Source organism: Ferrovibrio xuzhouensis (assembly GCF_042648965.1).
In the GTDB taxonomy this organism is placed as follows: domain Bacteria; phylum Pseudomonadota; class Alphaproteobacteria; order Ferrovibrionales; family Ferrovibrionaceae; genus Ferrovibrio; species Ferrovibrio xuzhouensis.
The window spans coordinates 199,715-222,810 of record NZ_JBHRYJ010000003.1; the positions used below are offsets into that span (position 1 = coordinate 199,715).

At 67.0% G+C, this 23,096-nt stretch carries 20 protein-coding genes; 5 read left to right on the forward strand and 15 right to left on the reverse strand.

The genetic code is table 11. The features are described from left to right. The first annotated feature begins 95 nt into the window (after positions 1–95). Positions 96–1,280, forward strand: a complete 1,185-nt coding sequence (locus ACFOOQ_RS14685) for a GGDEF domain-containing protein (protein ID WP_379727985.1) — start codon at positions 96–98, stop codon at positions 1,278–1,280. On the opposite strand, the gene ACFOOQ_RS14690 is transcribed toward ACFOOQ_RS14685, so the two are convergent. The 10 genes from ACFOOQ_RS14690 to ACFOOQ_RS14735 all read right to left on the reverse strand — a co-directional run bounded on the left by ACFOOQ_RS14690 (position 1,266) and on the right by ACFOOQ_RS14735 (position 11,635). After that, positions 1,266–2,084, reverse strand: a complete 819-nt coding sequence (locus tag ACFOOQ_RS14690) for a universal stress protein (protein WP_379727987.1) — start codon at positions 2,082–2,084, stop codon at positions 1,266–1,268. The two genes, ACFOOQ_RS14685 and ACFOOQ_RS14690, sit on opposite strands and share 15 nt — an antisense overlap. Positions 2,085–2,116: 32 nt before the next feature. Next, positions 2,117–2,953 carry a universal stress protein gene (locus tag ACFOOQ_RS14695; protein WP_379727989.1) on the reverse strand — a complete coding sequence of 279 codons (837 nt, stop codon included), beginning with the start codon at positions 2,951–2,953 and terminating at the stop codon, positions 2,117–2,119. A gap of 126 nt (positions 2,954–3,079) precedes the next feature. Next, entirely contained in the window at positions 3,080–3,916 is an 837-nt protein-coding gene (locus ACFOOQ_RS14700; protein ID WP_379727991.1) for a universal stress protein, read from the reverse strand. Positions 3,917–4,167: 251 nt separating this feature from the next. Further along, the gene (locus ACFOOQ_RS14705; RefSeq protein ID WP_379727993.1) at positions 4,168–5,214 is read right to left on the reverse strand and encodes an ABC transporter ATP-binding protein; all 1,047 of its coding nucleotides are present in this window, start codon (positions 5,212–5,214) and stop codon (positions 4,168–4,170) included. Continuing rightward, the gene (locus ACFOOQ_RS14710) at positions 5,207–6,187 is read right to left on the reverse strand and encodes an ABC transporter ATP-binding protein (protein WP_379727995.1); all 981 of its coding nucleotides are present in this window, start codon (positions 6,185–6,187) and stop codon (positions 5,207–5,209) included. The genes ACFOOQ_RS14705 and ACFOOQ_RS14710 overlap by 8 nt, the downstream gene beginning before the upstream one ends. Before the next feature lie 4 nt (positions 6,188–6,191). Beyond that, positions 6,192–7,115, reverse strand: coding sequence for an ABC transporter permease (locus tag ACFOOQ_RS14715; protein ID WP_379727997.1), 924 nt, complete (start codon positions 7,113–7,115; stop codon positions 6,192–6,194). Next, complete coding sequence (locus tag ACFOOQ_RS14720; RefSeq protein ID WP_379727999.1) at positions 7,115–8,101, reverse strand: ABC transporter permease; 987 nt, start codon at positions 8,099–8,101, stop codon at positions 7,115–7,117. Before ACFOOQ_RS14720 ends, ACFOOQ_RS14715 begins: the two co-directional genes overlap by 1 nt. 68 nt (positions 8,102–8,169) lie before the next feature. Continuing rightward, positions 8,170–9,789, reverse strand: coding sequence for an ABC transporter substrate-binding protein (locus ACFOOQ_RS14725; protein WP_379728001.1), 1,620 nt, complete (start codon positions 9,787–9,789; stop codon positions 8,170–8,172). Between the two features lie 228 nt (positions 9,790–10,017). Then, entirely contained in the window at positions 10,018–10,974 is a 957-nt protein-coding gene (locus ACFOOQ_RS14730) for a succinylglutamate desuccinylase/aspartoacylase domain-containing protein (protein WP_379728003.1), read from the reverse strand. A 13-nt stretch (positions 10,975–10,987) separates the two neighbouring features. After that, on the reverse strand, positions 10,988–11,635 hold the full coding sequence (locus ACFOOQ_RS14735) for a LysE family translocator (RefSeq protein ID WP_379728005.1): 648 nt from the start codon (positions 11,633–11,635) through the stop codon (positions 10,988–10,990). A 158-nt stretch (positions 11,636–11,793) separates the two neighbouring features. Between ACFOOQ_RS14735 and ACFOOQ_RS14740 the strand changes: the two genes are divergently transcribed. Further along, positions 11,794–12,474, forward strand: coding sequence for a pyridoxamine 5'-phosphate oxidase family protein (locus ACFOOQ_RS14740; RefSeq protein WP_379728007.1), 681 nt, complete (start codon positions 11,794–11,796; stop codon positions 12,472–12,474). Here ACFOOQ_RS14740 and pdxR read toward each other — a convergent pair. From pdxR to ACFOOQ_RS14760, 4 genes are all read right to left on the reverse strand, one after another. Continuing rightward, a complete protein-coding gene (gene pdxR / locus ACFOOQ_RS14745) occupies positions 12,447–13,883 on the reverse strand; it encodes a MocR-like pyridoxine biosynthesis transcription factor PdxR (RefSeq protein ID WP_379728009.1) in 1,437 nt (478 codons plus the stop codon). The genes ACFOOQ_RS14740 and pdxR overlap by 28 nt on opposite strands. An 84-nt stretch (positions 13,884–13,967) precedes the next feature. Beyond that, the gene (locus tag ACFOOQ_RS14750) at positions 13,968–14,651 is read right to left on the reverse strand and encodes an NnrU family protein (RefSeq protein ID WP_379728011.1); all 684 of its coding nucleotides are present in this window, start codon (positions 14,649–14,651) and stop codon (positions 13,968–13,970) included. Then, on the reverse strand, positions 14,648–16,483 hold the full coding sequence (locus tag ACFOOQ_RS14755; protein ID WP_379728013.1) for a tetratricopeptide repeat protein: 1,836 nt from the start codon (positions 16,481–16,483) through the stop codon (positions 14,648–14,650). The genes ACFOOQ_RS14750 and ACFOOQ_RS14755 overlap by 4 nt, the downstream gene beginning before the upstream one ends. Before the next feature lie 24 nt (positions 16,484–16,507). After that, positions 16,508–16,765 carry a hypothetical protein gene (locus ACFOOQ_RS14760; RefSeq protein WP_379728015.1) on the reverse strand — a complete coding sequence of 86 codons (258 nt, stop codon included), beginning with the start codon at positions 16,763–16,765 and terminating at the stop codon, positions 16,508–16,510. 154 nt (positions 16,766–16,919) lie between these two features. On the opposite strand from ACFOOQ_RS14760, the gene ACFOOQ_RS14765 reads away from it, so the two are divergent. Then, on the forward strand, positions 16,920–18,620 hold the full coding sequence (locus ACFOOQ_RS14765) for an ABC transporter permease (RefSeq protein WP_379728017.1): 1,701 nt from the start codon (positions 16,920–16,922) through the stop codon (positions 18,618–18,620). Between the two features lie 29 nt (positions 18,621–18,649). Then, positions 18,650–20,209 carry a tetratricopeptide repeat protein gene (locus tag ACFOOQ_RS14770; RefSeq protein ID WP_379728019.1) on the forward strand — a complete coding sequence of 520 codons (1,560 nt, stop codon included), beginning with the start codon at positions 18,650–18,652 and terminating at the stop codon, positions 20,207–20,209. 68 nt (positions 20,210–20,277) lie between these two features. On the opposite strand, the gene ACFOOQ_RS14775 is transcribed toward ACFOOQ_RS14770, so the two are convergent. Continuing rightward, positions 20,278–21,327, reverse strand: coding sequence for a Fe(3+) ABC transporter substrate-binding protein (locus tag ACFOOQ_RS14775; protein ID WP_379728021.1), 1,050 nt, complete (start codon positions 21,325–21,327; stop codon positions 20,278–20,280). A 190-nt stretch (positions 21,328–21,517) separates the two neighbouring features. Between ACFOOQ_RS14775 and ACFOOQ_RS14780 the strand changes: the two genes are divergently transcribed. Next, positions 21,518–23,095 carry an MHYT domain-containing protein gene (locus ACFOOQ_RS14780; RefSeq protein ID WP_379728023.1) on the forward strand — a complete coding sequence of 526 codons (1,578 nt, stop codon included), beginning with the start codon at positions 21,518–21,520 and terminating at the stop codon, positions 23,093–23,095. Position 23,096 lies beyond the last annotated feature (1 nt).

The window sequence follows — 23,096 nt, forward strand, 5'->3', positions numbered from 1 at the left end:
GTGCATCCCGGCCGGACGGGCAAATAGCCGGCCCCCAACCGTTGCCCGGCCCGTCGGGCCGACGCATTATCGGGTTCCACCTCGCCAAGCGGCCCATGCTGATTGATTTTCCGACTGTCAACCTTGTCGCCGTACTGATGGTGATTCTTGAGTGCGGTATCCTCGGCGTCCTGTGGGCCGTTCACCGCGATATCAGGGGCATCGGTCACTGGGCCATCGGCGCCGTTGCCATTTCCGCCGGCGTCATTGCCATCTATCTGCGCGGTATCCTGCCGCCGGCGCTGTCAGTGACGGCCGCCAACATCGCCATTGTCACCGGCTACGTGCTGACCTGGTGGGGACTTGAGCTGTTTTTCGGCCGCCGGCCATATTACCGGTCCGGCCTGCTGCTGCTGTCCGGTGCTGCTGCCGGTCTTGTTTATTTCAGTCTTGTCGAGCCGGATACCCGCAGCCGCCTGATCCTGCTGCTGTCCCTGCTGTCGCTGTTCGCCGTCCTGCGGGCACACAGCACATTGCGCCGGGTGCTGCCGGAAACCCGCTTCTCGCAGCTGTTCGGCGGCAGCGTCATGAGCCTGCAGGCGGCGGGAAACCTGTTGCTGCTGACCGCCGTCATCCGGACCGGCACCGAGCCAAGGCCCATCGACCGCATGCCGATCGCCGGCTGGATATTCCTGATCCTGACGATACTCTCGGTGGCGCTGGTCTTCGCCGCCGTGCTGCTGGTGAACCAGAAGCTGCAGGCCCGCCTGCGCGAGACCGCCCAGCGCGACCAGCTGACCGGCGCTTTGCGGCGCCATGTGCTCGAAGAAGCCGTGGAGCGTGAAATTGCCCGCAGCCGGCGGCATCGGCGTCCCCTCGCCCTGCTGCTGCTCGACCTCGACCATTTCAAGGCGATCAATGACCGCTACGGCCATCACGCCGGCGACGAGGCGCTGCGCCGCTTTGCCGAAACGGCGCAGGCCGGCCTGCGGCGCGAGGATCTGCTCGGCCGTACCGGCGGCGAGGAATTCTGCATCCTGCTGCCGGATACCGACCAGGAGGGCGCCGCCCGCCTGGCCGAACGCATCCGGACAGCCGTGGAAAACCTGTCCGTCGATGTCGATGGACAGCCGCTGCGCCTGACCGTCAGCATCGGCGCTGCAGCACTGGCCGGTGATGACGAAAGCTGGTCCGGGCTTACCCGTGCCGCCGACGTTGCGCTCTATCGTGCCAAGAAAGACGGCCGCAACCGGATCGTCGTGGCCGGACCGCCGCCGGCAGCGGAATCAATGGCTGAATAGCACCGGGATGCGGGCCTGCCTGAGCACGGCCTCGGTCGCGCCGCCAAAAATCCGCTCGCGCCAGCGCATGTAGCCATAGGCGCCCATGACAACCAGGTCGGCGTCATGCTGTGCGGCCAGCTGGAGCAGCTCCGGGCCCGCCCGGCCGTCGCGCTCCGGCGAGACCACCAGATCGACGGCAACGTCATGGCGTGCCAGATGCCGCGCCAGTTCGCTGCCCGGCGTGGTCTTCAGGCCCGCCGTACCGACACAGGCGACGATCACCGCGTCGGCAAGCCGCAGCAGCGGCAATGCATCATGCACCGCTCGCGTCGCCTCCTTCTTGCCGTTCCAGCCGATCAGCAGGCGGCCAAAGCGCTGCACCGGTGCCGCGCCCTGCGGCAGCCGGATCACCGGACGGCCAAGCGCAAAGACCAGATCCTGCGTCAGTTGCCCGACGCCGTGATCGGGTCCAACCACCGGATCGGCCTTCGCGGCCACCGGCTGGCCCAGGATGACCAGATCCGTGCTGCGGCCGTAAAGCTGGATGCTGTCCAGCGCACTGCCCTCGGCCTCGATCCATTCGCCGGCGATCCCATGGCGCCGCAGGCTGTCCTCGAACAGCTGCCGCGCGACGGCCGCGGCCCGGTCGACTTCAGCCCGATGTCCGGCGATCAGTGCCGGCGGCACGTAATGCGAGGCCAGCGGCAAGGGCAAGCGGGTGAACAGCCCGGTCAGATGCGCACCGCCATGGGCGGCCAGCGCCGCGCCATAACGGATGCGCTCCGCCGTGCTGCCGTCATCGCCGCCGCTCAGGTGCAGCATCAGGTCACGGTATCCCATCGCGGCGGCCGCCCTCAGTTACTGAACAGGACGGGGCAGGTCATGCTGCGCATGATCGTCTCGGTGACGCCACCGAACACCATCTCGCGCAGGCGGGCATGGCCGTAGGCACCCATCACCAGCAGGTCGATGCCGCGATCCGCGGTGGCCGACAGCAGGGCCTCGCCGATCTCGATATCGTCGGCAACCGTATGTGCGGCTTCCACCTTCACATCATGGCGGGCCAGATGGCGGGCGAGTTCGGCGCCCGGCGTGCCGCGGGCCTTGGCCGGATCGACGCCGAAGACCACCACCTGCTTCGCGGCCGTCAGAAACGGCATCGCGTCATGGACGGCACGCGACGCTTCCTTGCTGCCGTTCCAGGCCACCATCACGCGCTGGCCGGGGGTGCCCGCCTTGCCGGCATAAGGGATGGTCAGGATCGGCCGGCCGGCGCGGATGGCCAGCTCGTGCGGCAGAACGTCAACCCCCGGCGGAACTGCCAACGGATCTTTCGGCTCCGGATCGGGCTGGCCGACCACGATCAGGTCGAAGGCGCGGCCGAAATGCGCGGCCGCGTCGGCCGGCAGGCGGTCGCTCTCGATCCAGTCACTGGGCACGCCCTGCTTCGCGGCGGCGGCCTCAAAGGCCGTGCGCGCCGCAGCGGCCTTTTTCTTCGCATCGTCGATCTGACGCTGGAACAGCTCGGCCGGAATGTATTCGCCCATGTAATAAAGCTGCTGCGGCGGCGGCAGGGTATAAAGAGCGGTCAGATGCGCGCCGAAGCGCCGGGCAAGATCCAGCGCCGCATCGGTGCGCGCGACATTGCGGGGGTCTTCGGTGAGATGGACAAGAATATCTTTGTAGGTCATGGCGGTTCTCATGCCTTTCCTGTTCGATCGAAGCCCTCCAATCGGGCCAGCAGATCGTGGCATGAATATGGTCACCATGCCGGGAGGTCCGGCATTGACCTGCGTCAAATGGCGCGCAGTCGCGGTTCAGTTGCTCAGCAGAACCGGCAGGTCGAGGCTGCCCAGCACCGTCTCGGTGACGCCGCCGAACACCATCTCGCGCAGCCGCGAATGGCCGAAGGCGCCCATCACCATCAGGTCGGCATTGCGCGCCTTGGCTTCCGACAGCAGGGCGGCGCCGACCTTCTGGGCGCCGCCATCGACGATCGCGCCCTCGAGCTTGACGCCATGGCGTTCCAGCAGCTCGACGATTTCGGCCATCGGCGTGCGCCCCTTCTTCTCGGGCGCCACCGTCACCAGATGCACGGTCTCGGCGCCGCGCAGCAGCGGCAGCGCATCATGTACCGCACGGGCGGCCTCGCGCTTGCCGTTCCAGGCCACCAGGATGCGGCGGCCGGCCTCGGCCATCGGGCCGGTATGCGGCAGCGTCATCACCGGCCGTCCCGCCTGCAGCGCCAGTTCCTGCGGCAGCACATCGGTGCCATAGGGAATGGTCGCCGGATCGGCCGGACTCGGATCGGGCTGGCCGACGATCACCAGGTCGCTGGCGCGCGACATCACCCGCAGGGCCTCCACCGGCGCGAGGTCGCTGGCCAGCCAGCGATGCTCGATGCCGGCGTCGCTGCAGGTGGCGAGAAAGGCCTCGCGCGCCGCGACCGAGGCTTTCTGTGCTTCATCCATCTGCTTCTGGATCAGTTCGGTGGGGATGTACTCGCCCATGTAATAGGGCACGTTCGGCGGCGGTACGGTATAGAGACCGCTGACCCTGGCGTTGAAGCGCCGGGCAAGACCGATTGCAAACCGTGTCCGTTCCGCGTTACGCGGATCGAGCGTCAGATGCACCATGATGTCGCGGTAACTCATCGCCTGGCCTCCTGCGTTATGGCTCGCCGCCGTTATCCCCCGGGCGGTCGTGCCTGCCGTTATCGGCATCGTTCTTCCTGGCGTCGACTGTTTTCGGTGTCCGGACCTTTCACGCTGCCGGGTCACGCTGCCGGGCCGATCCGCCCGATACGGACGGATGGCCGGCAAGCCCTGTCATGCATAAGTGTAAGGAGAGAATCGGGTCGATACAAGATCAACCCGGATGATGACAGCCCGGCGAAAAGCCTGTCTCAGGCCGCGACTTGCGCCTTCCACGGCGGCAGACGCCCCTCTTCCACCGCGTGGCAGGCCGCAGCCCCCCCATCGGTCGGCAGCGCCTTCGGCTCTTCGCGCTTGCAGCGCTCGTTGGCCAGCGGGCAGCGCGGATGGAAGCTGCAGCCCGACGGCGGATTGAGCGGGCTCGGCACCTCGCCGGCCACCGGCGTCCGCGCCCGGCCGGTCATATCGAGATCCGGGATCGCATCCAGCAGCATGCGCGTGTAGGGGTGCTTGGGCGAAGCGAACAGGCTTTCGGTATCCGCCCATTCGACCAGCCGGCCGAGATACATCACGCCGACCTTGTCGGAGACGTGATAGACTACGGCGAGGTTGTGGCTGATGAACAGGTAGGTCAGACCCAGCTTGCGCTGCAGGTCCTTCATCAGGTTGAGGATCTGCGCCTGCACCGAGACATCGAGCGCCGAGGTCGGCTCGTCGCAGACCAGGAACTCCGGCTCGCCGGCGAGCGCGCGCGCGATCGAGATGCGCTGCCGCTGGCCACCGGAGAATTCATGCGGATATTTTTTCGCGTCCAGCGGTGACAGGCCGACTTGGGCGAGCAAGGCGCCGACGCGGGCCTCGATCTCGGCCTTGCCCTTGATCTTGCCGTTGAAGCGGATCGGTTCGGCGATGATGTCGCCGACCCGCCAGCGCGGATTCAGCGAGGCATAAGGGTCCTGGAAGATCATCTGCATGCGCGCCTGGATGTCGCGATGCTTCTTGCGCTCGGTCAGCGGGCCGACTTCATAGCCCTCGAAATTGACCGACCCTGCGCTGGGTTCATAGAGCCCGACGATCAGACGGGCGACCGTCGACTTGCCGCAGCCGGATTCGCCGACCAGGCTGAAGGTCTCGCCCTTGTTGATGCTGAAGTTCACCCCGTCGACCGCGCGCACGATGCTGCGCGGCCGCCCCTCCAGCACACGATTCAGCCACGGGGCCGACACGTCGAAGGTCCGCTTCAGGCCGGTGACTTCCAGCATCGGCACGGTGACTTTCTTCTGGCCGGCCTCAGACATGGGCGCCCTCCTTCACCAGCCAGCAGGCGACCTGGCTGTTGCCCGCCGGCATCGGCTCCGGACGGTCGACATAGCAGCGGTCGAATACCTTCGGGCAGCGCGGATTGAAGGCGCAGCCCTTCGGTATCGCATTCAGGCGCGGCATCGCGCCATCGATCTGGGTCAGCCGCTCGGTCTTGTGCGCCATGCTGGGAATCGCCCCCATCAGCCCCGAGGTATAGGGGTGATGCGGATGCTTGATGACATCCTGCACCGGCCCGATCTCGGCGATGCGGCCGGCATACATGACGGCGACGCGATCGGCGGTCTCGGCGATCACGCCCATGTCGTGGGTCACCAGCATCACCGCCGTACCATGTTCGCGGCACAGCCGTTTCAGCAGCTGGATGATCTGGGCCTGGATCGACACGTCGAGTGCGGTGGTCGGCTCGTCGGCGATGATCAGCTTCGGCTCGGCGGCCAGCGCGAGCGCGATCACCACACGCTGGCGCATGCCGCCGGAGAACTGGTGCGGATAATGGTTGACGCGCTCTTCCGGCGACGGGATGCCGACATCGGCCAGCAGCTGCACGGCGCGCTTGCGGGCATCGGCCTGGCTCATCGGCAGATGGGTCAGGATGGTCTCGACCAGCTGGTCGCTGACCCGGTAGAGCGGATTGAGACTGGTCAGCGGATCCTGGAAGATCGCACCGATCTGGCGGCCGCGGATACGGCGCATCTGCGCATAGGGCAGGTTGTCGATGCGCTTGCCTTCGAGCAGGATCTCGCCGGCGGCGATGCGCCCTGGCGGTTCCAGCAGGCCGATGATGGCGGCGCCGGTCATCGACTTGCCGGCACCGGACTCGCCCACCACGCCGAGCACCTCGCCGGCGGAAATCTCCAGCGAGACGTCGTCGACGGCGACCAGGGTGCCGCGCCGGGTCGGGAACTCGACGCGCAGGTTGCGGACTTCAAGCAGCTTCGGACTGGTCATGCGATTACCGGAGCTTGGGATTGAGCGCATCGCGCAGCCAGTCACCCAGCAGGTTGACCGACAGCACCAGGATGGCCAGGGCGCCGCCGGGGAAGATGGTGATCCACCATTCGCCCGACAGCAGGAACTGCTGGCCGGTGTTGATCAGGGTGCCCAGCGACGGCTGGGTCGGCGGCAGGCCGACACCGAGGAAGCTGAGCGTCGCCTCGGTGATCACCGCGAGCGCCAGGTTGATCGTGGCGATCACCAGCACCGGCCCCATCACGTTGGGCAGCACATGGCGGATCGCGATCAGCGGCCCCGGCAGGCCGATCACCCGGGCAGCCTGCACATATTCCTTGTTCTTCTCGACCAGCACCGAGCCGCGCACCGTGCGGGCATACTGCACCCAGTAACTCAATCCGATCGAGACGATCAGCACGGTCAGCGCCGCCTCGCTGTGCTTGTCGGAGCCCAGCACGCTGCGGGTGACACCGTCGACCAGCATCGCGATCAGGATCGCCGGGAAAGACAGCTGCACGTCGGCAACGCGCATGATGAAGGAATCGACCGCGCCGCCGAGATAACCGGCGATCAGGCCGAGCCCGATCCCGAGCACCATGGCGAAGATGACGGCCAGGAAGCCGACGCTGAGCGAGGTGCGCGCGCCATACATGATGGTCGACAGGATGTCGCGGCCCTGGTCGTCGGTACCGAACAGGAAGGTCAGGTCGCCGCCCTCCTCCCAGAACGGCGGCTTGAAGCCGTCCGACAGGTTCAGCGAGGCGAGGTCGAAGGGATTATGCGGTGCGAACAGCGGCGCGCCATAGGCGGCGGCAAAGAAGATCACCGTGATCAGCGCCGACAGCATCACCAGCTTGGAGCGGGTGAAGCTGTAGAACAAATCGCTGTCCGCGATGCGGTTCCAGGTTGCAGCAAGACCGGACATCAGCGCCCCCCCGCCCGGCCGGACTGCATGCGCAGGCGCGGATCCACCACGAAATACAGCAGGTCGACGATCAGGTTGATAACAACGAACACGAGGCCGATCAGCACGAGATAGCTGGCCATCACCGGGATATCGGCATACAGCACCGACTGCAGGAACAGCAGGCCGACGCCGGGCCACGAGAACACCGTCTCGGTGATGATGGCGAAGGCGATGATCGAGCCGAGCTGCAGGCCGGTGATGGTGATCACCGGCACCAGGGTGTTCTTCAGCGCATGGCCGAAATGCACCGCGCGGTTGGACAGGCCGCGGGCGCGGGCGAACTTGATATAGTCGGCACGCAGCACCTCCAGCATCTCGGCACGCACCAGGCGCATGATCAGGGTGAGCTGGAACAGGCCGAGCGTGATCGCCGGCAGGATCAGGGCTTTCAGGCCGTCGATGGTGAGCAGGCCGGTCGACCAGAAGCCGAGCCGCACCACCTCGCCGCGGCCGAAGGATGGCAGCCAGCCGAGCAGCACGGCGAAAATGTAGATGAGCAGGATGCCGATCAGGAAGGTCGGCAGCGACACGCCGATCAGCGAGACCGTCATCATCAGGCGGCTGAGCCAGCTTTGCGGATACAGGCCGGCAAAGACACCCATCGGTATGCCGGCAACCAGCGCGAAGATGGCGGCGACGATGCTGAGCTCAAGCGTGGCCGGCAGGCGCTGGGCGATCATCTTGCCGACCGGTTCCGTGGTGCGGTAGCTGAGGCCGAAGTTGCCCTGCACGGCATTGACAACGAAACGGCCGAAGCGCACCGGCATCGGATCGTCGAGGCCGAGGTTTTTGCGAACCTCCTTGATCTGCTCAAGGGTCGCGTCCTGGCTGACGATATTCCGGACCGGATCGCCGACAAAACTGAACATGGAGAAGGCGATGAACGCAACAGCCAGCATCACGAGTGCGGCCTGGATGATGCGTCGTGCAATGAAAGCAATCATGGGGCGTGGTCCTGAACGGGTACGGCCCGGACCTGCGGTCCGGGCCGTCCGTTATGCACAGGGCTGACTTACTTCACCTTGACGTAACGCAGGGGGAAGTAGTTGTCGGCCGGCTGGAACAGGTCGACGTTGTCCTTCGCGGCCCAGACCAGAACCTGCTGGTGCAGCGGGATGTAGGCGTAGTCGTCCATGTAGATCTTGGTGGCTTCCTTGATCATCGCGGTACGCTTCGCAACGTCGGTCTCCTGGCCGATCTTGTCGGTCAGCTCGTCGAACTTCGCGTTCGAATAGCCACCCGAGTTGTACTGGCCCTTGCCGGACTTCGGGTCCGGGGTCTCGATGATCGACTCGAAGACGTTATGCACGTCATAGGTCGCGCCCGGCGACCAGCCCAGCATGTAGAAGCTGGTGTTCGGCGGCTTGGCCAGATCCGACTGGGTGCGCAGGATCTTGGCGAAGTACTTCGAACGGGTCTGCGCCAGCAGGTCGACCTTGATGCCGATCTTGGCCAGCATCGACACGGCAGCCTGGCAGATCGCCGCGTCCTTGACGTAGCGGTCGTTCGGGCAGTCCATGCCGGTCTCGAAGCCGTTCGGATAGCCGGCCTCGGCCAGCAGCTTCTTCGACAGAGCCGGGTCGTACTTCGGCCGGACGTCCATGGCCTTGTCGTAGCCGTTCAGGCCCTGGCCGATCATCAGCGCGGTCGGCTTGGACTGGCCACGCATCACGGTGCGCTTGATCGCCTCGACGTCGATCGCCCGGTAGAAGGCCTCGCGCACGCGCTTGTCCTTGAACGGGTTCTTGCCCTTGACGTTCGACTCCGGCAGTTCAGTCGACTGCTGGTTGAAGCCGAGGAACACCACGCGGGTCTCCGGCCCTTCGAGAACGCGCAGCCCCTTGCTCTTGGCAATGCGGTCCGTGTCCTGCGGCGGGACCGTGTAGATCATGTCGATCTCGCCCGACAGCAGCGCGGCGACGCGGGTGGCGTCGTTGGCGATGCGCTGGAAGATGACCTTGTCGACATTGTGCTCCGGCTTGTCCCACCAGCCCTTGTAGGCTTCGAGGACGGTCTTCACGTCGGGCTCGCGGTCGGTGATCTTGAAGGGACCCGTGCCATTCGCATTGCGCGTGGCATAGTTCTCTTCGTTCTTGGTCATGTCGGCGCAATTGACGGCGTTGTTCTTCTCCGCCCAGCTCTTCGACATGATGCCGATCTGCGCCAGCTTATCGACCACCAGCGGGTCGGGATACTTGGTCGCGACTTCGACGGTGAAGTCGTCGACTTTGCGGATTTCGCCGACCGAGGTGAAGTTGCTGCCGACGTTCGAGCCCTTGCCGCGGGCGCGCTCGAAGGAGAACAGCACGTCATCGGCAGTGAACGGCTCGCCACCCTGGAACTTCACGTTTTTGCGCAGGTCAAAGCGCCACAGGGTCGGATTGACCTGGGTCCACTTCGTGGCCAGCGCCGGCTCGAGCTTCAGGTTGCGATCGCGACGGGCCAGCGGCTCGTAGACATTCGCCATGAAGCTGAGCAGGAAGGTTTCCTGGCGGGCATAAGGATCCATCGAACTGACGTCACCGTCATTCGCCCAGGTAAATGTCTTGGCCGAGCCCGGCTGCGCGCCGAGCAATGCGACCGTAGCGACCGCGGCAATCAGCGTCGCCTTCAAGAAACTGCTTCGTTTCATCGTCCCCTTATCCTTCTCCCGAACGATCAGATGGCTCGTGATTTTGCGAGCCGGATAATGCAGTTGCGTCCCCCGGACACGCCGCATCAGGGGCGGATCATAGGCTGCGGCCGCACGGCGCGTCTAGAACTTGTCGCAAAAATCATCATGCCAAAAAAAGTGCCGTGCTGCCCGCCATGCAGGCAGTTCAATGGCGAAATCCGCCGGCAGTTATCCCGGTATAGGCGATTACTGCAGACGCCGTGCCAGAGACACGACGTCGCGCCCTTTCGTGGGCTGGCGCGCCGGCATGATGATGGTGCAACCGCCGGCCGGCGCGCGAATTTCCGCATCGCCGTCGGTTGCAATCAGCGTATCGGCCGCCACGTCCTCGAAGCCGAGGAACGGCTGGGCAAACCGGAAGCAGTCGGTTTTCGCCACCAGGACGTCCGTCACCTCATACCGCTTCGGCATCCCCGGATCTGCCGGATGCTGCGCTGCAAGATCGCGCGGAATCATGCCGAAGAAATCGAGGAACCGCATGGTCACGCCAACCGCCAGTGCGCCACTGGACGCGGCGAAATGCTGGCCGCATTCCACCACCAGCGCCACCGGTGTGGCCTGCGGATCGCTGAAGGCACCATACTGGATCAGCGGCCGGCCCGGATGCTTGACGCCGGCCAGCAGCACATGATGCAGCGGCGAATGCAGATGCCGCGCCAGCGGCTGCATCTTGTCCAACGGTTCGTGGATCAGCATCGGCGGCACGGCATAGGTGGTCGAGTGGATGTCCAGCAGGGCATCCGCCTCGGCATAGATAGGACGCAGGGCCCGGGCCCGCCGCGCGTCGGCGGTCTGGTCCGGCCCGTCCAGGGTGGCGGCATCCCACAGGCGGTTGAAGTCACGCTCGACGAAACGCGAATCAAACGGCGTCGCCGCATCGAACCGCTGGTAGGCTTCGACATTGGCAAACGACAGGGTCAGCTTGCCGCGCAGCGGGCGGATGCCCTGTTCCAGCAGATGGGTCACGGCGATCATGCCGCAGAACTCGTTGCCGTGGGTCAGCGCATTGACGATCACATGCGGTCCCGGGCGGCCGGAATCGAAGGTGTGGACGTAATCGACACCGCGATTGCCGGTGCGCCAGGACGACAGGTCTTTCGGGGTCAGTTCGATGGGCGGCAAAGCCATCCGCTGGTCCGTCATAATCCACTCCCAGTCACAATCCACTCCAGGCCCAAAGCACGCTGCCGATGCCATACAGCCCGAAGGCCAGGATCAGCACGCCGGAAACCCCATTGATCCAGCGCAGGCCGCCATTGCCGAGGCGATGGCGATAGGCCCCGGCCAGCCCCGCCAGCGACAGCCACCAGATCGACGAGCCGGCAAAGACGCCGGCGACCAGCCAGGCCGCCATGGCATTCGACAGGCCGAAGGCGCCAATACCGAAAAACGCGAAGATGCCGAGAAAGGCGACGATGGTGATCGGATTGGTCGCGGTCAGCAGGAAGGTCGACATGAAATGGCCGGGCAGGCTCTCGTGGCGCAGCACCGGCATGATGGTCTCCGGCGTGGGCTGCAATGCCACCCGCAGCATGCGCGAGGCCATGAACAGCAGGAACAGGCCGCCGCCGAGCCGGAAGATCAGCTCATGGGACTCCAGCCAGTGCGACACCAGACTGAGACCGAAAGCGGCGATGCAGCCGTAGAAGGCATCGGCGAAGGCGGCGCCAAGACCCGAGGTCAGGCCGCTGAGACGGCCCTCATGCAGGGTCCGCTGGATGCACAGCACACCCACCGGGCCGACCGGGGCGGCAATCACAAAGCCCGCCAAGGCCCCCTTGACCAGCATCAGCAGGCTGTCCACCGTCCCCATGCTCCGATACGTGTTGGAGAAACGCCTGTAGCACGGGGCTTGCGGCAGGTAAACCGATGGGCCCTGCCTATCTGGCTCCATCACTTTGCACAGTTCTGGCGCTTATTCAGGGACCTGAAATCGCCTATCCGGGCGGCACAGGAGGTCCCATGTCCACATTGCCATCCCCGCAAAGCAAGACAACCGCCACCCCGGCCAGCCGGCGCAGCCGGGTCAAGCGCGTGCCCGACCGCGGCCATTACGACGCCGACACCATCCACGCCATCCTCGATGCGGCATGGCTCTGCCATGTCGGCTTCATCCAGGACGGCCAGCCGGTGGTGATCCCGACCGCTTGCTGGCGCGAGGGCGAGCATCTGTATATCCACGGCTCGACCAAGAGCCGCATGGCCCTGGCCCTGGCCGGGGGCCTACCCGCCTGCGTCACCGTCACCCTGCTGGACGGCCTGGTGCTGGCCCGCTCGGCCTTCCACCATTCGATGAACTACCGGTCGGTGGTGGCCTTTGGCCGCTTCGAAAAACTGGATGATACGGCCAAGATCGCCGCGCTGCGGACCTTCACCGAGCATCTGGCGCCCGGCCGCTGGGCCGAAATCCGCGCACCGAACAAACAGGAGGCCAAGGGCACCATGGTGCTGCGCATGCCGCTCGACGAGGCCTCGGCGAAAATCCGCCGCGGCCCGCCGAAGGACGATGAAGAGGACATGACCCTGCCGGTCTGGGCCGGCGTCCTGCCGCTGGCGCAGGGCTACGGCACCCCGGAAGCCGATCCCCTGCTCGCGCCGGGCACGCCGCTGCCGGCCTATCTGAGGGCGTTGACCAGGCGCTGAACCGCGGCCGGGATCGCCGCCTCGCGGTCGCCGGCGAACCCGATCAGCAGGCCGCTGAGCCGGCAATCGATGGCATAGCGCGACAGCGGCGTGACGCCGAGACCGGCGGCGGCGGCCTGTGCCGCCGCGGCGGCGTCGTCGCGCCCGTCGGTGAAATCCGCCACCAGATGCAAGCCTGCCTCGGAGGACCGCGGCGCCAGCAGGCCGGCGGCCTGCTGCTGCAGCGCGTCCTGCAGGACGGCCCGCCGGCGCCGGTACAGCATGCGCATGCGGCGGACATGCTGGGCGAGATGGCCCTCGGTGATGAAGGCCGCCAGCACCGCCTGCGACATCAGCGGCGCGAAGCCGTCGGCGACCCGCTTCAGGGCCAGCAGGCGGCCGACCAGGCCGGGCGGCAGCACCAGATAGCCAAGCCGCAGGCCGGGAAACAGCACCTTGCTGAAGGTGCCGACATAGAGCACCCGGCCGTCGCCATCGAGGCCCTGCAGGGCCTGCAGCGGCGGACCGGCATAGCGGTATTCGCAGTCGTAATCATCCTCGACCAGATAGAGGTCGCGGTCGCGGGCCAGCTGCAGCAGCGCGAGCCGGCGGGCCAGCGGCAGGGTCATGCCGAGCGGGAACTGGTGCGACGGCGTCAGCATCGCCAGCCGGGGCGCCGGCGACAGGGCCGCCAGCTGCGCCGGATCGAGCCCCTGCCCGTCGACCGCCAGCGGCTGCAGCCGGGCGCCCAATGCGGTGAACGCGGCCCGTGCCGCCGGATAACCGGGATCCTCCATCACCACGCCATCGCCCGGCCGCAGCAGCAGCCGGCCGGCCAGGTCGAGAGCCTGCTGGGCGCCGGAGACCACGACGATCTGTTCGGCCCCGCAGACCAGCCCCCGGGTGGCCGTCAGGTATTCGGCCAGGGCATGGCGCAGGGCCGGCAGGCCGGCCGGGCTGCCGAAGCCCAGCAGGGCGCTGCCCTGCCGCCGCAGCACCTGCCCGGTCAGCCGCCGCCAGGTCTCCAGCGGGAAGTCGCCGAGCGCCGGCACCCCGGGAGTCAGCGGCAAAGGCGCCGGCGGCGACTCTACTTTTACGCGAGGCTGACCGGCCGGGCCGGCGGCCCGGGCCGGCAGGCCTGACACGCCATCCGCCGGCAGGTCGGCGGCGACGAACAGGCCGGCGCCGCGGCGGCCCTCCAGATAGCCCTCGGCGACCAGCCGGTCGCAGGCGGCGGTGACCGTATTGCGCCCCAGCCCGAGGTCGGCAGCCAGGCTGCGGCTCGACGGCAGGCGTTCGCCGGGGACCAGCTCGCCCGCCAGCACGGCGCGCCTGATCGCCCCGTAAAGCTGGGCCTGCAGCCCACCGCTGCCGGCCTGCCGGTCGGGACGGAACCAGGCCACGAAACGTCCGCCGGCACGGCGCGCCATCAGATCCTCGAAATAAGGTTATATATACTGATTAATATCATGATTTTATTAGAAAAATACGTGAAACATAAACTTCATTTTGAGCTATGCTGGGTGATAGGCTGGCACGCCGAACAGGCTGGCATGCGCCCACAGTATAATCGCGTAAAGCGCTGCTGCAGCAAGAATATTAAGCCAGCCGATATCGCTGAACCGCAGCCGGATGCGTCCGGCCGCCGCCGCGGCAAACGGAATGATCGAGGTTTTACCTTTAAACCTCTGCCATGCCTCGCCGAATTCGGCGGCACGCTTGCGGTCTATGGAAACCATCCCGTTCAGCGCGGTCACCAGCACAGCGCCGGCCAGCAGCAGGGTGGCGGCATCCCCGTTGGCGATCATGTGTGAGGCCGCCCAGAGCACGAACGCCCAGAGCATCGGATGCCGGGTGATCCTGGTGAAGCCGGTGACCGGCAGTTCACCCTTCAGCACCATGTCCGGCCCGGCAAGGGTCGGGTTGGTCGGCCGCAGGCCACCGACCAGCAGCAGCAGGGCGACCGGCATGACGACCACCGGCACGGCCGAGACCCAGCCGGCGGAGGGCCAGAATTCCATGTAGGGGGCCGACTGGTAAGCCCAGATCAGCCCGCCCAGGCAGACCGCGCTGAGCACCGAGAACAACCCCCGGTAGGCCGGCAGCCCGAGCCGTCCGACCAGCGCCGGGCGCAGCGGACCGGCCACCACGACATGCAGCAGCACCCAGATCAGGGCCGCGATGATCATCGTTGTCATTCGTCTTTTTCCTCCCGATGGAATGCCGCCACCACGGTCTTCAATACCTGTATGGCGCGCTGGCGGGCCGCCGGGTCGAGCTGTCCTTCGACCACCTGCCGGTTACCGGCCGCCTCGGCAAACCCGGCCTGTTCGGCCAGCCGCAGATAGGCCCAAGCGGCAGCCGGATCGGCCGCCATGCCGTCCCCGCGATAGAGCAGGTCGCCCATCACGAACAGCGCCTGCGGAAAGCCCTGCCCGGCCGACCGCCGCAGCCATGTCAGAGCCGCCGCCTGGTCGGCCGGCGCCCCTTCGCCGTTGAACAGCATCCGGGCCGTCTCGAACTGCGCCGGCGCACTGCCGCGTTCGGCGGCCGTCCGGTACCACTGCAGCGCCTTGGCCGCATCGGGTGGCATGCCGGGCCGGCCGGCTTCGAGATAGCTGGCGTACTTGTAGGCTGCCCCGGCATGGCCGGCCTCGGCGGCCCGGCGATACCACGCCTCGGCCGTATCGAGGTTGCGCGGCGTGCCGAACCAGGCCTGCTCGTACCAGACACCGAGCCGAAACTGCGACCCGGCATAGCCGCTCTCGGCCATGGCGGTCAGCAGCTTGCGGGCCCGGGCCGGATCGGCCGGACGGCCACCGTCACCGGCTGCCAGATGCAGCACGAAGTTGTTGGTGGCCGGGCCGTGTTTCTGCGCCACCGCCTTTTCCCACCAGGTCATGGCGGCGGCCTTGTCGGCCGGCACGCCCTCGCCGTTGAACAGCGCCAGCGCCAGGAAATTCTGGGCGTTGGCAACGCCGGCCGCGGCGGCCTGGCGCAGGAACGGCACCGCGCCGGCCGGATCGGCCGGGCCGCCGGTGCCCTGCTGCAGCATCTGGCCATACAGGGCGCTGGCCACGGGCAGGCCGGCCTCGGCCGCCTGGCCCGCGAACCGGCGGGCCGCCGTCAGGTCGGGCCGGCCGAGAACGCCCTGCTGGTGCATCAGCGCCAGATTGTACCAGCCGTTCGGGTCGCCGAGCTTGCCGGCCTCGTCGAACAGGGTCGCCGCCCGTGGCACGTCCTTGGCCGTACCGATGCCGCTCCAGTACAGCACGGCGAGCTCGTTGACGCCTTCGGCCAGGCCAGCCTTGGCGGCGGCCTGTGCCAGGGCGAAAGCCTGCCTGGGGTCAGGTTTCAGGATGGTGCCCAGCGCATAGAGGTCGGCAAGATAGGTCTGCGCGTAGGGATTGCCGGCGGCGGCGGCCTTTTCGAGCAATTGGCGGCCGCGCGTCCGGTCCTGCCTGAACACCGTGCCCTCGAACAGCAGGCGGCCGAGCCGGTAGCTGGCATTGATGGCGCCGGCGGCGACGGCCTTTTCCAGCATGGCCTCGGCCGCAGCCCGGTCATCCGCCGTGCTGCCGCCACCCTCGCGGGCCAGCAGCAGTTCGGCAAGATTGGCATAGGCGGTCGGCTCGCCGAGGTCCCCGGCCCGGCGCAGCAGGCGCTCCGCCTGGTCCAGATCGACCGGCCCGCCCTGCCCGATCAGCAGCATGAAACCCAGCGCCGCCATGGCGCGCGGCTGGTCCTGCGCCGCCGCCTTGCCGAACCAGTCGCGCGCCAGCACCAGATTGCGCGGCAGGCCGATGCCAAGCTGATTGGCCAGCCCGAGCTGGAACTGCGCCTCGCGGTCGCCGGCGCCGGCGCGCTGGCGCACGGCATCCAGATCGGGCAGCGGCGTCTGCGGCCGTTCGATCGGCTGGGAAAACTGGTCGCCGGGCGTCGCCTGCGACACACCGGGCCAAGCCAGCGCGAAGGCGGAAACGAGACCGGCCGCCAGCAGCGGTCGGTAATGCACGGGACAACGGGTCATCGGATACTCTGCTACACGGAATTTCTACACGGGGATGTCCAGGAGCGCACGGCCGGCCGGGGTCAGCTTGCAGACCAGCCACTCCGGCTTGATCGGGTTCTCGAACCAGGGTTCGGCCCAGCCGGCGCGGATACAGGACTGGATGGTCTGCGGGCTGATCTGCTGGCCATGCTCGTCGAACAGCGGCAACTTGCCACCGGGCTGGCGCAGGCCACGATGAAGATAGCGCAACTGCGCCATTGTCGGCTTGTGCGCCTGTTCGCCCGGCAATGCCTGCGTCATTCCTGTCTCTCCTGCCCTCCCCAGCATAGAGAAAGCCGGGCGCCGGCGGCAATCCAGTCTTGCCGGGCAACGGTCACATCCCGGGCATGCCACCGGCGGGATTTGCGACTCGCTTGCAAATACGTTAAGCAGGGCCGGTATCCCGCAGGCAGCCATGGCCGTAAACGATCATCCCGCTTTTCCGCCTTCGCCGGCACCGTCATCGACCGCAGCCGCCAGCCGCAACCACCAGCGCCTGCTGTGGACCGGCTTTGCCGTGCTGCTGTCGCTGGCGATCGGCGCCCCGGTCCTTGCCATCCTCGTGAACCTGTTCCGGCCGGCCGCCGGCGTCTGGCAGCATCTGATCGCCACGGTATTGCCCGAGATGATCGCCAATACCGCCATGCTGATGGCCGGCGTCGGCGCCGGCACGCTGGTGATCGGCACCGGCTGTGCCTGGCTCGTCACCATGACGGAATTCCCCGGCCGCCGCTGGCTGTCCTGGGCATTGTTCCTGCCGCTGGCGATGCCGAGCTACGTGACGGCCTTCGTCTACGGCGACCTGCTGCAGTTCGCCGGGCCGGTACAGGCTGGCCTGCGCGGGCTGTTCGGCTGGCAGCGCGGCGATTACTGGTTCCCCGACGTCCTCTCGCTCGGCGGCGCCATCTTCCTGCTGACCTTCGCCTTCTTTCCCTATGTCTTCATGCTGGCGCGCGCCGCCTTCATCGACCAGTCGGTCTGCGTGCTCGAGGTCGGCCGCACCTTGGGGCTGGGGCCCTGGCGCCGCTTCCGCCGCATCGCCCTGCCGCTGGCGCGGCCGATGATCGCCGGCGGTCTGGCGCTGGTGCTGATGGAGACGCTGGCCGAATTCGGCGCCGTCAGCTATTTCGGCGTGCCGACCTTCACCACCGCGATCTACCGCACCTGGTTCGGCATGGGCGACGCCGTCGCCGCCGCCCAGCTTGCCGCCGTGCTGCTGGTCTTCGTGCTGGCCGCCGTGATGCTGGAGAGGGCCAGCCGGCGGGCGCGCCGCTTCCACCATACCTCGGCGCGCCAGCGGCCGCTGGCACCGAAGCCGCTGGCGCCGCTGCCGGCCATGCTCGCCATGCTCGCCTGCGCCCTGCCGGTGCTGGCCGGCTTCGTCGCGCCGGCGGGCTGGCTGCTGTGGCTGGCACTGCGCGACGGCGATCCGTCGGGGTTCATGCGGCTGGCCGGCTATACCGGCAACAGCTTCTGGCTGGCCGGCGGCGCCATGGCGCTGCTGGTCGTCGTCGCGCTGGCACTGGCCTATGCCGAACGGCTGGTGCGGCGACCGGCCATGGGCTGGCTGATCCAGCTCGCCACCATGGGCTACGCCGTACCCGGTTCGGTGATCGCCATCGGCGTCCTGCTGCCGCTCGCCGCCTTCGATCAGGCGCTGGACGGCTGGCTGACGGCCCATTTCGGCATTTCGAGCGGCCTGCTGCTGAGCGGCAGCGTGATCGCCCTGTTCTATGCCTATCTGGTGCGCTTCCTTGCCGTGGCCTTCAATGCCACGGATGGCGGGCTGCAGCGGATCCGCGGCAGCCTCGATCATGCCGCCCGGGTGCTCGGCGAGACGCCCTTCGGCGTGATCCGCCGGGTGCATGTGCCGATGCTGCGCGGCAGCCTGCTGACGGCGGCGATGCTGGTTTTCGTCGAGGTACTGAAGGAACTGCCGGCCACCCTGATCGTCCGGCCCTTCGATTTTGACACGCTGGCCGTCCGGGTCTACCAACTGGCCAGTGATGAGCGACTCGCCGAGGCCTCGACGGGCTCCGTGATCATTGTGGCGGTCAGCCTGATTCCCGTAATCTGGCTGCACCGCGCGGCGATACGGTCACGCCCCCGTGAGTGATAGAATGGGCGACTGACAGGAACGGTATGATGACGAATCCCCTGAGCGATGCGCTGCTGCAGCAGGCCGGTGTCAGCAAGGACCCGGTGCAGGTGGCCTTCGCCCTGCTCGACCAGGGCAACGGCCAGGCCGCCGTGCAGATGCTGGAGGATCTGGTCCGCCAGTTTCCGAACCGCCCCGAGCCCTGGTTCGGCCTCGGCCAGGTCCGCACCCGGCTCGGTGATCTGCGCGCCGCCGCCAAGGCCTACAAGCGCGTCATCCAGGCCGCCCCCGATGCCTCGGACGGCTATGTGCATCTCGGCAACACCTACCTGCGCATCGACCGCGTCAGCCAGGCGATCGAAGTCTATCGCAACGGCCTCGTCCACCAGCCGGGCGATGCGCTGTTGAACTTCAACCTCGGTGTCGGCCTGCGCCAGGCCGGCGACATCGATGGCGCCATCGCGCAGTTCCAGAAGGCGATCGCGCTGCATGCCAATTATGCCCAGGCCTATTTCAGCCTCGGCAATGCCTGCCGCGACAAGAAGATGGCGGCCGAGGCGGTTGCCGCCTACCGTCAGGCGACCACCATCGAACCGCGCTTCGCCGATGCCTTCGTCAATCTGTCCGGCGTGCTGGCCGAACAGCAGGATTATGCCGAGGCGATGGCGGCCTGCCACCGCGCACTGGCGCTGGCGCCCGAGCACCTCCATGCCCTGCGCAACCTGTCGCTCTGCCTGTATCGCACCGGTCGCTTCGACGAAGGCGCCGAAGTCACGGTGCGGGCGCTGAAGTCCTGGCCCGACGAGGTGATGCTGCATTACACCATGGGCGAGATGCTCTACGGGCTGGTGCGCGAGGGCAAGGCCGACACCGCGCGCGGTCTGGCGCAATGGTGGCGGCAGACCTATCCCGACAATGCCACCGCCCAGCATATGGCCGCCGCGGTGCTGGGCGAGCAGCCGCCCGAACGGGCCGGCGACGACTATGTACGGGAAACCTTCGACCGCTTCGCCGGCCAGTTCGAGGAAGTGCTGGCCGGTCTCGGCTACCAGGTCCCCGAACGCCTCTGCGCCATGGCACTGGAAGCGATGCCGGACCGCCGCGATCTCGCCATTCTCGATGCCGGCTGCGGCACCGGGCTCTGCGCGCCGTACCTGAAGCCGGTGGCGCGCCGGCTGGTCGGCGTCGACCTCAGCGGCGGCATGCTGGCGAAGGCCCAGGCCCGCGGCCTGTATGATGATCTGCAACAGGCCGAGCTTGGCGCCTTCCTCACAGGCACGCCGGACCGCTACAACCTCGCCGTCGCCGCCGACGTATTCTGCTATTTCGGCGCGCTCGACGCCGCCTTTGCGGCGCTGGCCGGCAAGACGGCGACGGGCGGCCTGCTCGGCTTCACCGTCGAGGCCATGCCGGGTGCCGGGTCTGTCCCCGGGCCGGCGGAGGGCTATCGCCTCGGCCCGACCGGCCGCTACCAGCATGACGCCGCCTATGTGCGCGCCGCCCTGCAGCAGGCCGGCTACAGCGTGGTGCGCTGGGACGATACCCAGGGCCGCGAGGAAATGGGCCAGCCGGTGCCCTGCTTCATGGTGCTGGCCCGCCGCGACTGATTGCGCCGGACGGGTCCCGGCTGGCTATTTCCAGCCGGCTATTTCCAACCGGCTATTTCCAACCGGCCCTATTTCCAACCGGCGCGGTCCATCAGCTTCAGCGCCGCCTCGTTGTTGCGGCCGAACACGCCGGCATTCAGCGTGTGTTCGCGGAAGCCCTGCCAGTCGGCGATGACCGGATCCCAGGCGACGCCGGCAACGACCGGGAATTCGTAATTGCCATCGGTGAAGAACCGCTGCGCTTCCGGCGAGGCGAGATATTCAAGAAAGCGGATCGCATTGGCCTTATTCGGCGCATGGCGGGCCACGCCGGCGCCGCTGACATTGACATGGGTGCCGCGGTCATCCTGATTGGGGAAGATCACCTGCAGCTTGGCGACCGTCGCCTGGTCCTCCGGCTTTTCGGAGGCCATCAGGCGGGCGAAGTAATAGCTGTTGCTGACCGCCACATCGCCTTCGCCGGCCGCCACCGCGCGGATCTGGTCGGTATCGCCGCCCTTGGGCGGACGGGCGAAATTGGCCGCCACCTTGCGCGCCCAGTCCTCGGTCTTCGCCTCGCCATCCGCGGCGATCAGCGCGCCGACCAGCGACTGGTTGTAGACATTGGTCGACGAGCGGATCAGCACCCGGCCCTTCCATTTCGCATCGGCCAGATCTTCGTAGCGCTTCAGTTCGCCGGGCTTCACGCGCTCCCGGCTGACGACGAAGATGCGCGCCCGCTTGGAGAAGCCGAACCAGTGGCCGTCCGCTTCGCGCAGATGCGCCGGGATCACCTGCTCGAGCAGGGCCGAGCGGACCGGCTGCAACAGGTCCATCGACTGCGCCCGCCACAGCCGGCCGGCATCGACGGTGATCAGCACATCGGCCGGGCTGCGGCTGCCCTCGGCCTTCATGCGCTGGATCAGCTGGTCCTCGGTCGCCTCCAGCCGGTTGATGCGGATACCGGTCTGCTTGGTGAAGGTGTCGTACAGCGCCTCGTCGGTATCGTAATGGCGCGAAGAATAGAGATTGACCACCGCCTCCGCGCGGGCCACGGCGGGCAGGATGAAAGCGGCGCTGCCGGCCAGCAGCGCCAGCAGCAGCCGGCGGGTCTTCATGACGGGTCGGTGGTGATGCATGGGTCGGGTCTCCGCACTGTGGTTTTTATGCAAGTGACTTGCAATTGCATAATTTAGCAGCGCGGCCCCCGAAAACAAGGCCGCGCCGGGACATTCCAGGATGACGCCAAGGCATTGCCCTCCTATAGAATTTGTCGCCACGACGCGCCGCTGCACTGCAGAGCCGGCTGTCACCAGAAGAAGAGCCCTGATGTTCCAGTCCCAACCGCCGCTGCTTGCCGATCCGCTGATCGAGGGCTATCAGCCGGGCCTGGTCGTGCTGAGCCTGGCGGTCATCCTGTTTGCCAGCTTCACCTCGCTCAGCCTCGCCGACCGGCTGCTGGCCAGCAGCGGCCGCACCCGCCTCGCCTGGCTGCTGGCGGCCGCGATGGCACTCGGCGGCGGCATCTGGAGCATGCATTTCGTCGCCATGCTGGCCTTTCATCTGCCGATGCCGATCAGCTATGACCCCAGCCTGACCCTGCTGTCGATGCTGGTGGCGGTGGTGTTCGTCATCGTCGGCCTGCTGATCGTCAGCCTGCGTCCCGGCAGCCGTCCCAGCCTTGCCCTCGCCGGCGTGATCACCGGCCTTGGCGTCAGCGCCATGCATTACACCGGCATGGCCGCGATGCGCATGGGTGCCATGATCGTCTGGGACCAGACGCTGGTGATCGTTTCGATACTGATCGGCATTGTCGCCGCCACGGCCGCGCTCTGGCTGTCACTGCAATACAAGACCCTGTGGTTCAAGCTGGTGGCCGCGGCAGCGATGACCGTTGCCGTGGCCGGCATGCATTACACCGGCATGGCGGCCGCCAGCTACATCCCCGTCCATGGCGCGCTGGGGCCGGATAGCGGGCTTCAGGTCAATATCCTCGCCGTCGCCGTCGCCACCGCCACGTTCATCATCCTGCTGCTGGCCCTGATCGCCGCCGTGTTCGACCAGACCCTCGCCAACCGCGCCCAGGCGGAAGCCCTGCGGTTGCGGATCGCCAACGAACAGCTGGAAAGCATGGTCGGCACACGGACGCTGGAATTCCTCCGCGCCAAGCAACGCGCCGAGCAGGCCAGCCGGGCCAAGACAGATTTTCTCGCCAGTATCAGCCACGAGCTGCGCACGCCACTCAACGCGGTGATCGGCTACAGCGAGATCCTGCTGGAGGAGGCCGAGGAAAACGGCCTCAGCGGCAGTGCCGCCGACATCCAGAAAATCCGCACCGCCGGCCGGCATATTCTCGCCCTGGTCAACGACATCCTCGATCTCAGCAAGATCGAGGCCGGCAAGATGGACATCTTCCTCGAACGGGTCAGCCTGCCGGATATCATAGACGATGCGCTGACCGTCTGCCGTCGCCAGCTCGATGAACACGGCAACCGGTGCGTCATCGAGGACATGGCCGGCGACATCCAGGTCGATACCGATGTGACCAAGCTGCGCCAGGCCGTCATCAACCTGCTGAGCAATGCCGCCAAGTTTACCCGCAATGGCACCGTGACGGTGACAACCACGGCCCGCACACAGGACGGCGACAGCTGGATCGACATTGCCGTGCATGATACCGGCATCGGCATCGCGCCCGAACACCAGCAGAGCATCTTCGACGAATTCCAGCGCGGCGACAGCAACGTCGCCCGCCACCACGGCGGCACCGGACTCGGCCTGGCGCTCAGCCGCCGGCTGGTCCGCCTGATGGGCGGCGATATCGGCCTGGTGTCGCAAGCCGGCCATGGCTCCACCTTCACCATTTCCATCCCGGCCCGTGGCCGGATGGCCCAGGCGGCGGACTGAC

Coding starts and splice junctions, on each gene's coding strand:
- ACFOOQ_RS14685 (WP_379727985.1), top strand. CDS start 96: ATGCTGATTGATTTTCCGACTGTCAACCTTGTCGCCGTACTGATGGTG.
- ACFOOQ_RS14690 (WP_379727987.1), bottom strand. CDS start 2,084: ATGCTGCACCTGAGCGGCGGCGATGACGGCAGCACGGCGGAGCGCATC.
- ACFOOQ_RS14695 (WP_379727989.1), bottom strand. CDS start 2,953: ATGACCTACAAAGATATTCTTGTCCATCTCACCGAAGACCCCCGCAAT.
- ACFOOQ_RS14700 (WP_379727991.1), bottom strand. CDS start 3,916: ATGAGTTACCGCGACATCATGGTGCATCTGACGCTCGATCCGCGTAAC.
- ACFOOQ_RS14705 (WP_379727993.1), bottom strand. CDS start 5,214: ATGTCTGAGGCCGGCCAGAAGAAAGTCACCGTGCCGATGCTGGAAGTC.
- ACFOOQ_RS14710 (WP_379727995.1), bottom strand. CDS start 6,187: ATGACCAGTCCGAAGCTGCTTGAAGTCCGCAACCTGCGCGTCGAGTTC.
- ACFOOQ_RS14715 (WP_379727997.1), bottom strand. CDS start 7,115: ATGTCCGGTCTTGCTGCAACCTGGAACCGCATCGCGGACAGCGATTTG.
- ACFOOQ_RS14720 (WP_379727999.1), bottom strand. CDS start 8,101: ATGATTGCTTTCATTGCACGACGCATCATCCAGGCCGCACTCGTGATG.
- ACFOOQ_RS14725 (WP_379728001.1), bottom strand. CDS start 9,789: ATGAAACGAAGCAGTTTCTTGAAGGCGACGCTGATTGCCGCGGTCGCT.
- ACFOOQ_RS14730 (WP_379728003.1), bottom strand. CDS start 10,974: ATGACGGACCAGCGGATGGCTTTGCCGCCCATCGAACTGACCCCGAAA.
- ACFOOQ_RS14740 (WP_379728007.1), top strand. CDS start 11,794: ATGTCCACATTGCCATCCCCGCAAAGCAAGACAACCGCCACCCCGGCC.
- pdxR (WP_379728009.1), bottom strand. CDS start 13,883: ATGGCGCGCCGTGCCGGCGGACGTTTCGTGGCCTGGTTCCGTCCCGAC.
- ACFOOQ_RS14750 (WP_379728011.1), bottom strand. CDS start 14,651: ATGACAACGATGATCATCGCGGCCCTGATCTGGGTGCTGCTGCATGTC.
- ACFOOQ_RS14755 (WP_379728013.1), bottom strand. CDS start 16,483: ATGACCCGTTGTCCCGTGCATTACCGACCGCTGCTGGCGGCCGGTCTC.
- ACFOOQ_RS14760 (WP_379728015.1), bottom strand. CDS start 16,765: ATGACGCAGGCATTGCCGGGCGAACAGGCGCACAAGCCGACAATGGCG.
- ACFOOQ_RS14765 (WP_379728017.1), top strand. CDS start 16,920: ATGGCCGTAAACGATCATCCCGCTTTTCCGCCTTCGCCGGCACCGTCA.
- ACFOOQ_RS14770 (WP_379728019.1), top strand. CDS start 18,650: ATGACGAATCCCCTGAGCGATGCGCTGCTGCAGCAGGCCGGTGTCAGC.
- ACFOOQ_RS14775 (WP_379728021.1), bottom strand. CDS start 21,327: ATGCATCACCACCGACCCGTCATGAAGACCCGCCGGCTGCTGCTGGCG.
- ACFOOQ_RS14780 (WP_379728023.1), top strand. CDS start 21,518: ATGTTCCAGTCCCAACCGCCGCTGCTTGCCGATCCGCTGATCGAGGGC.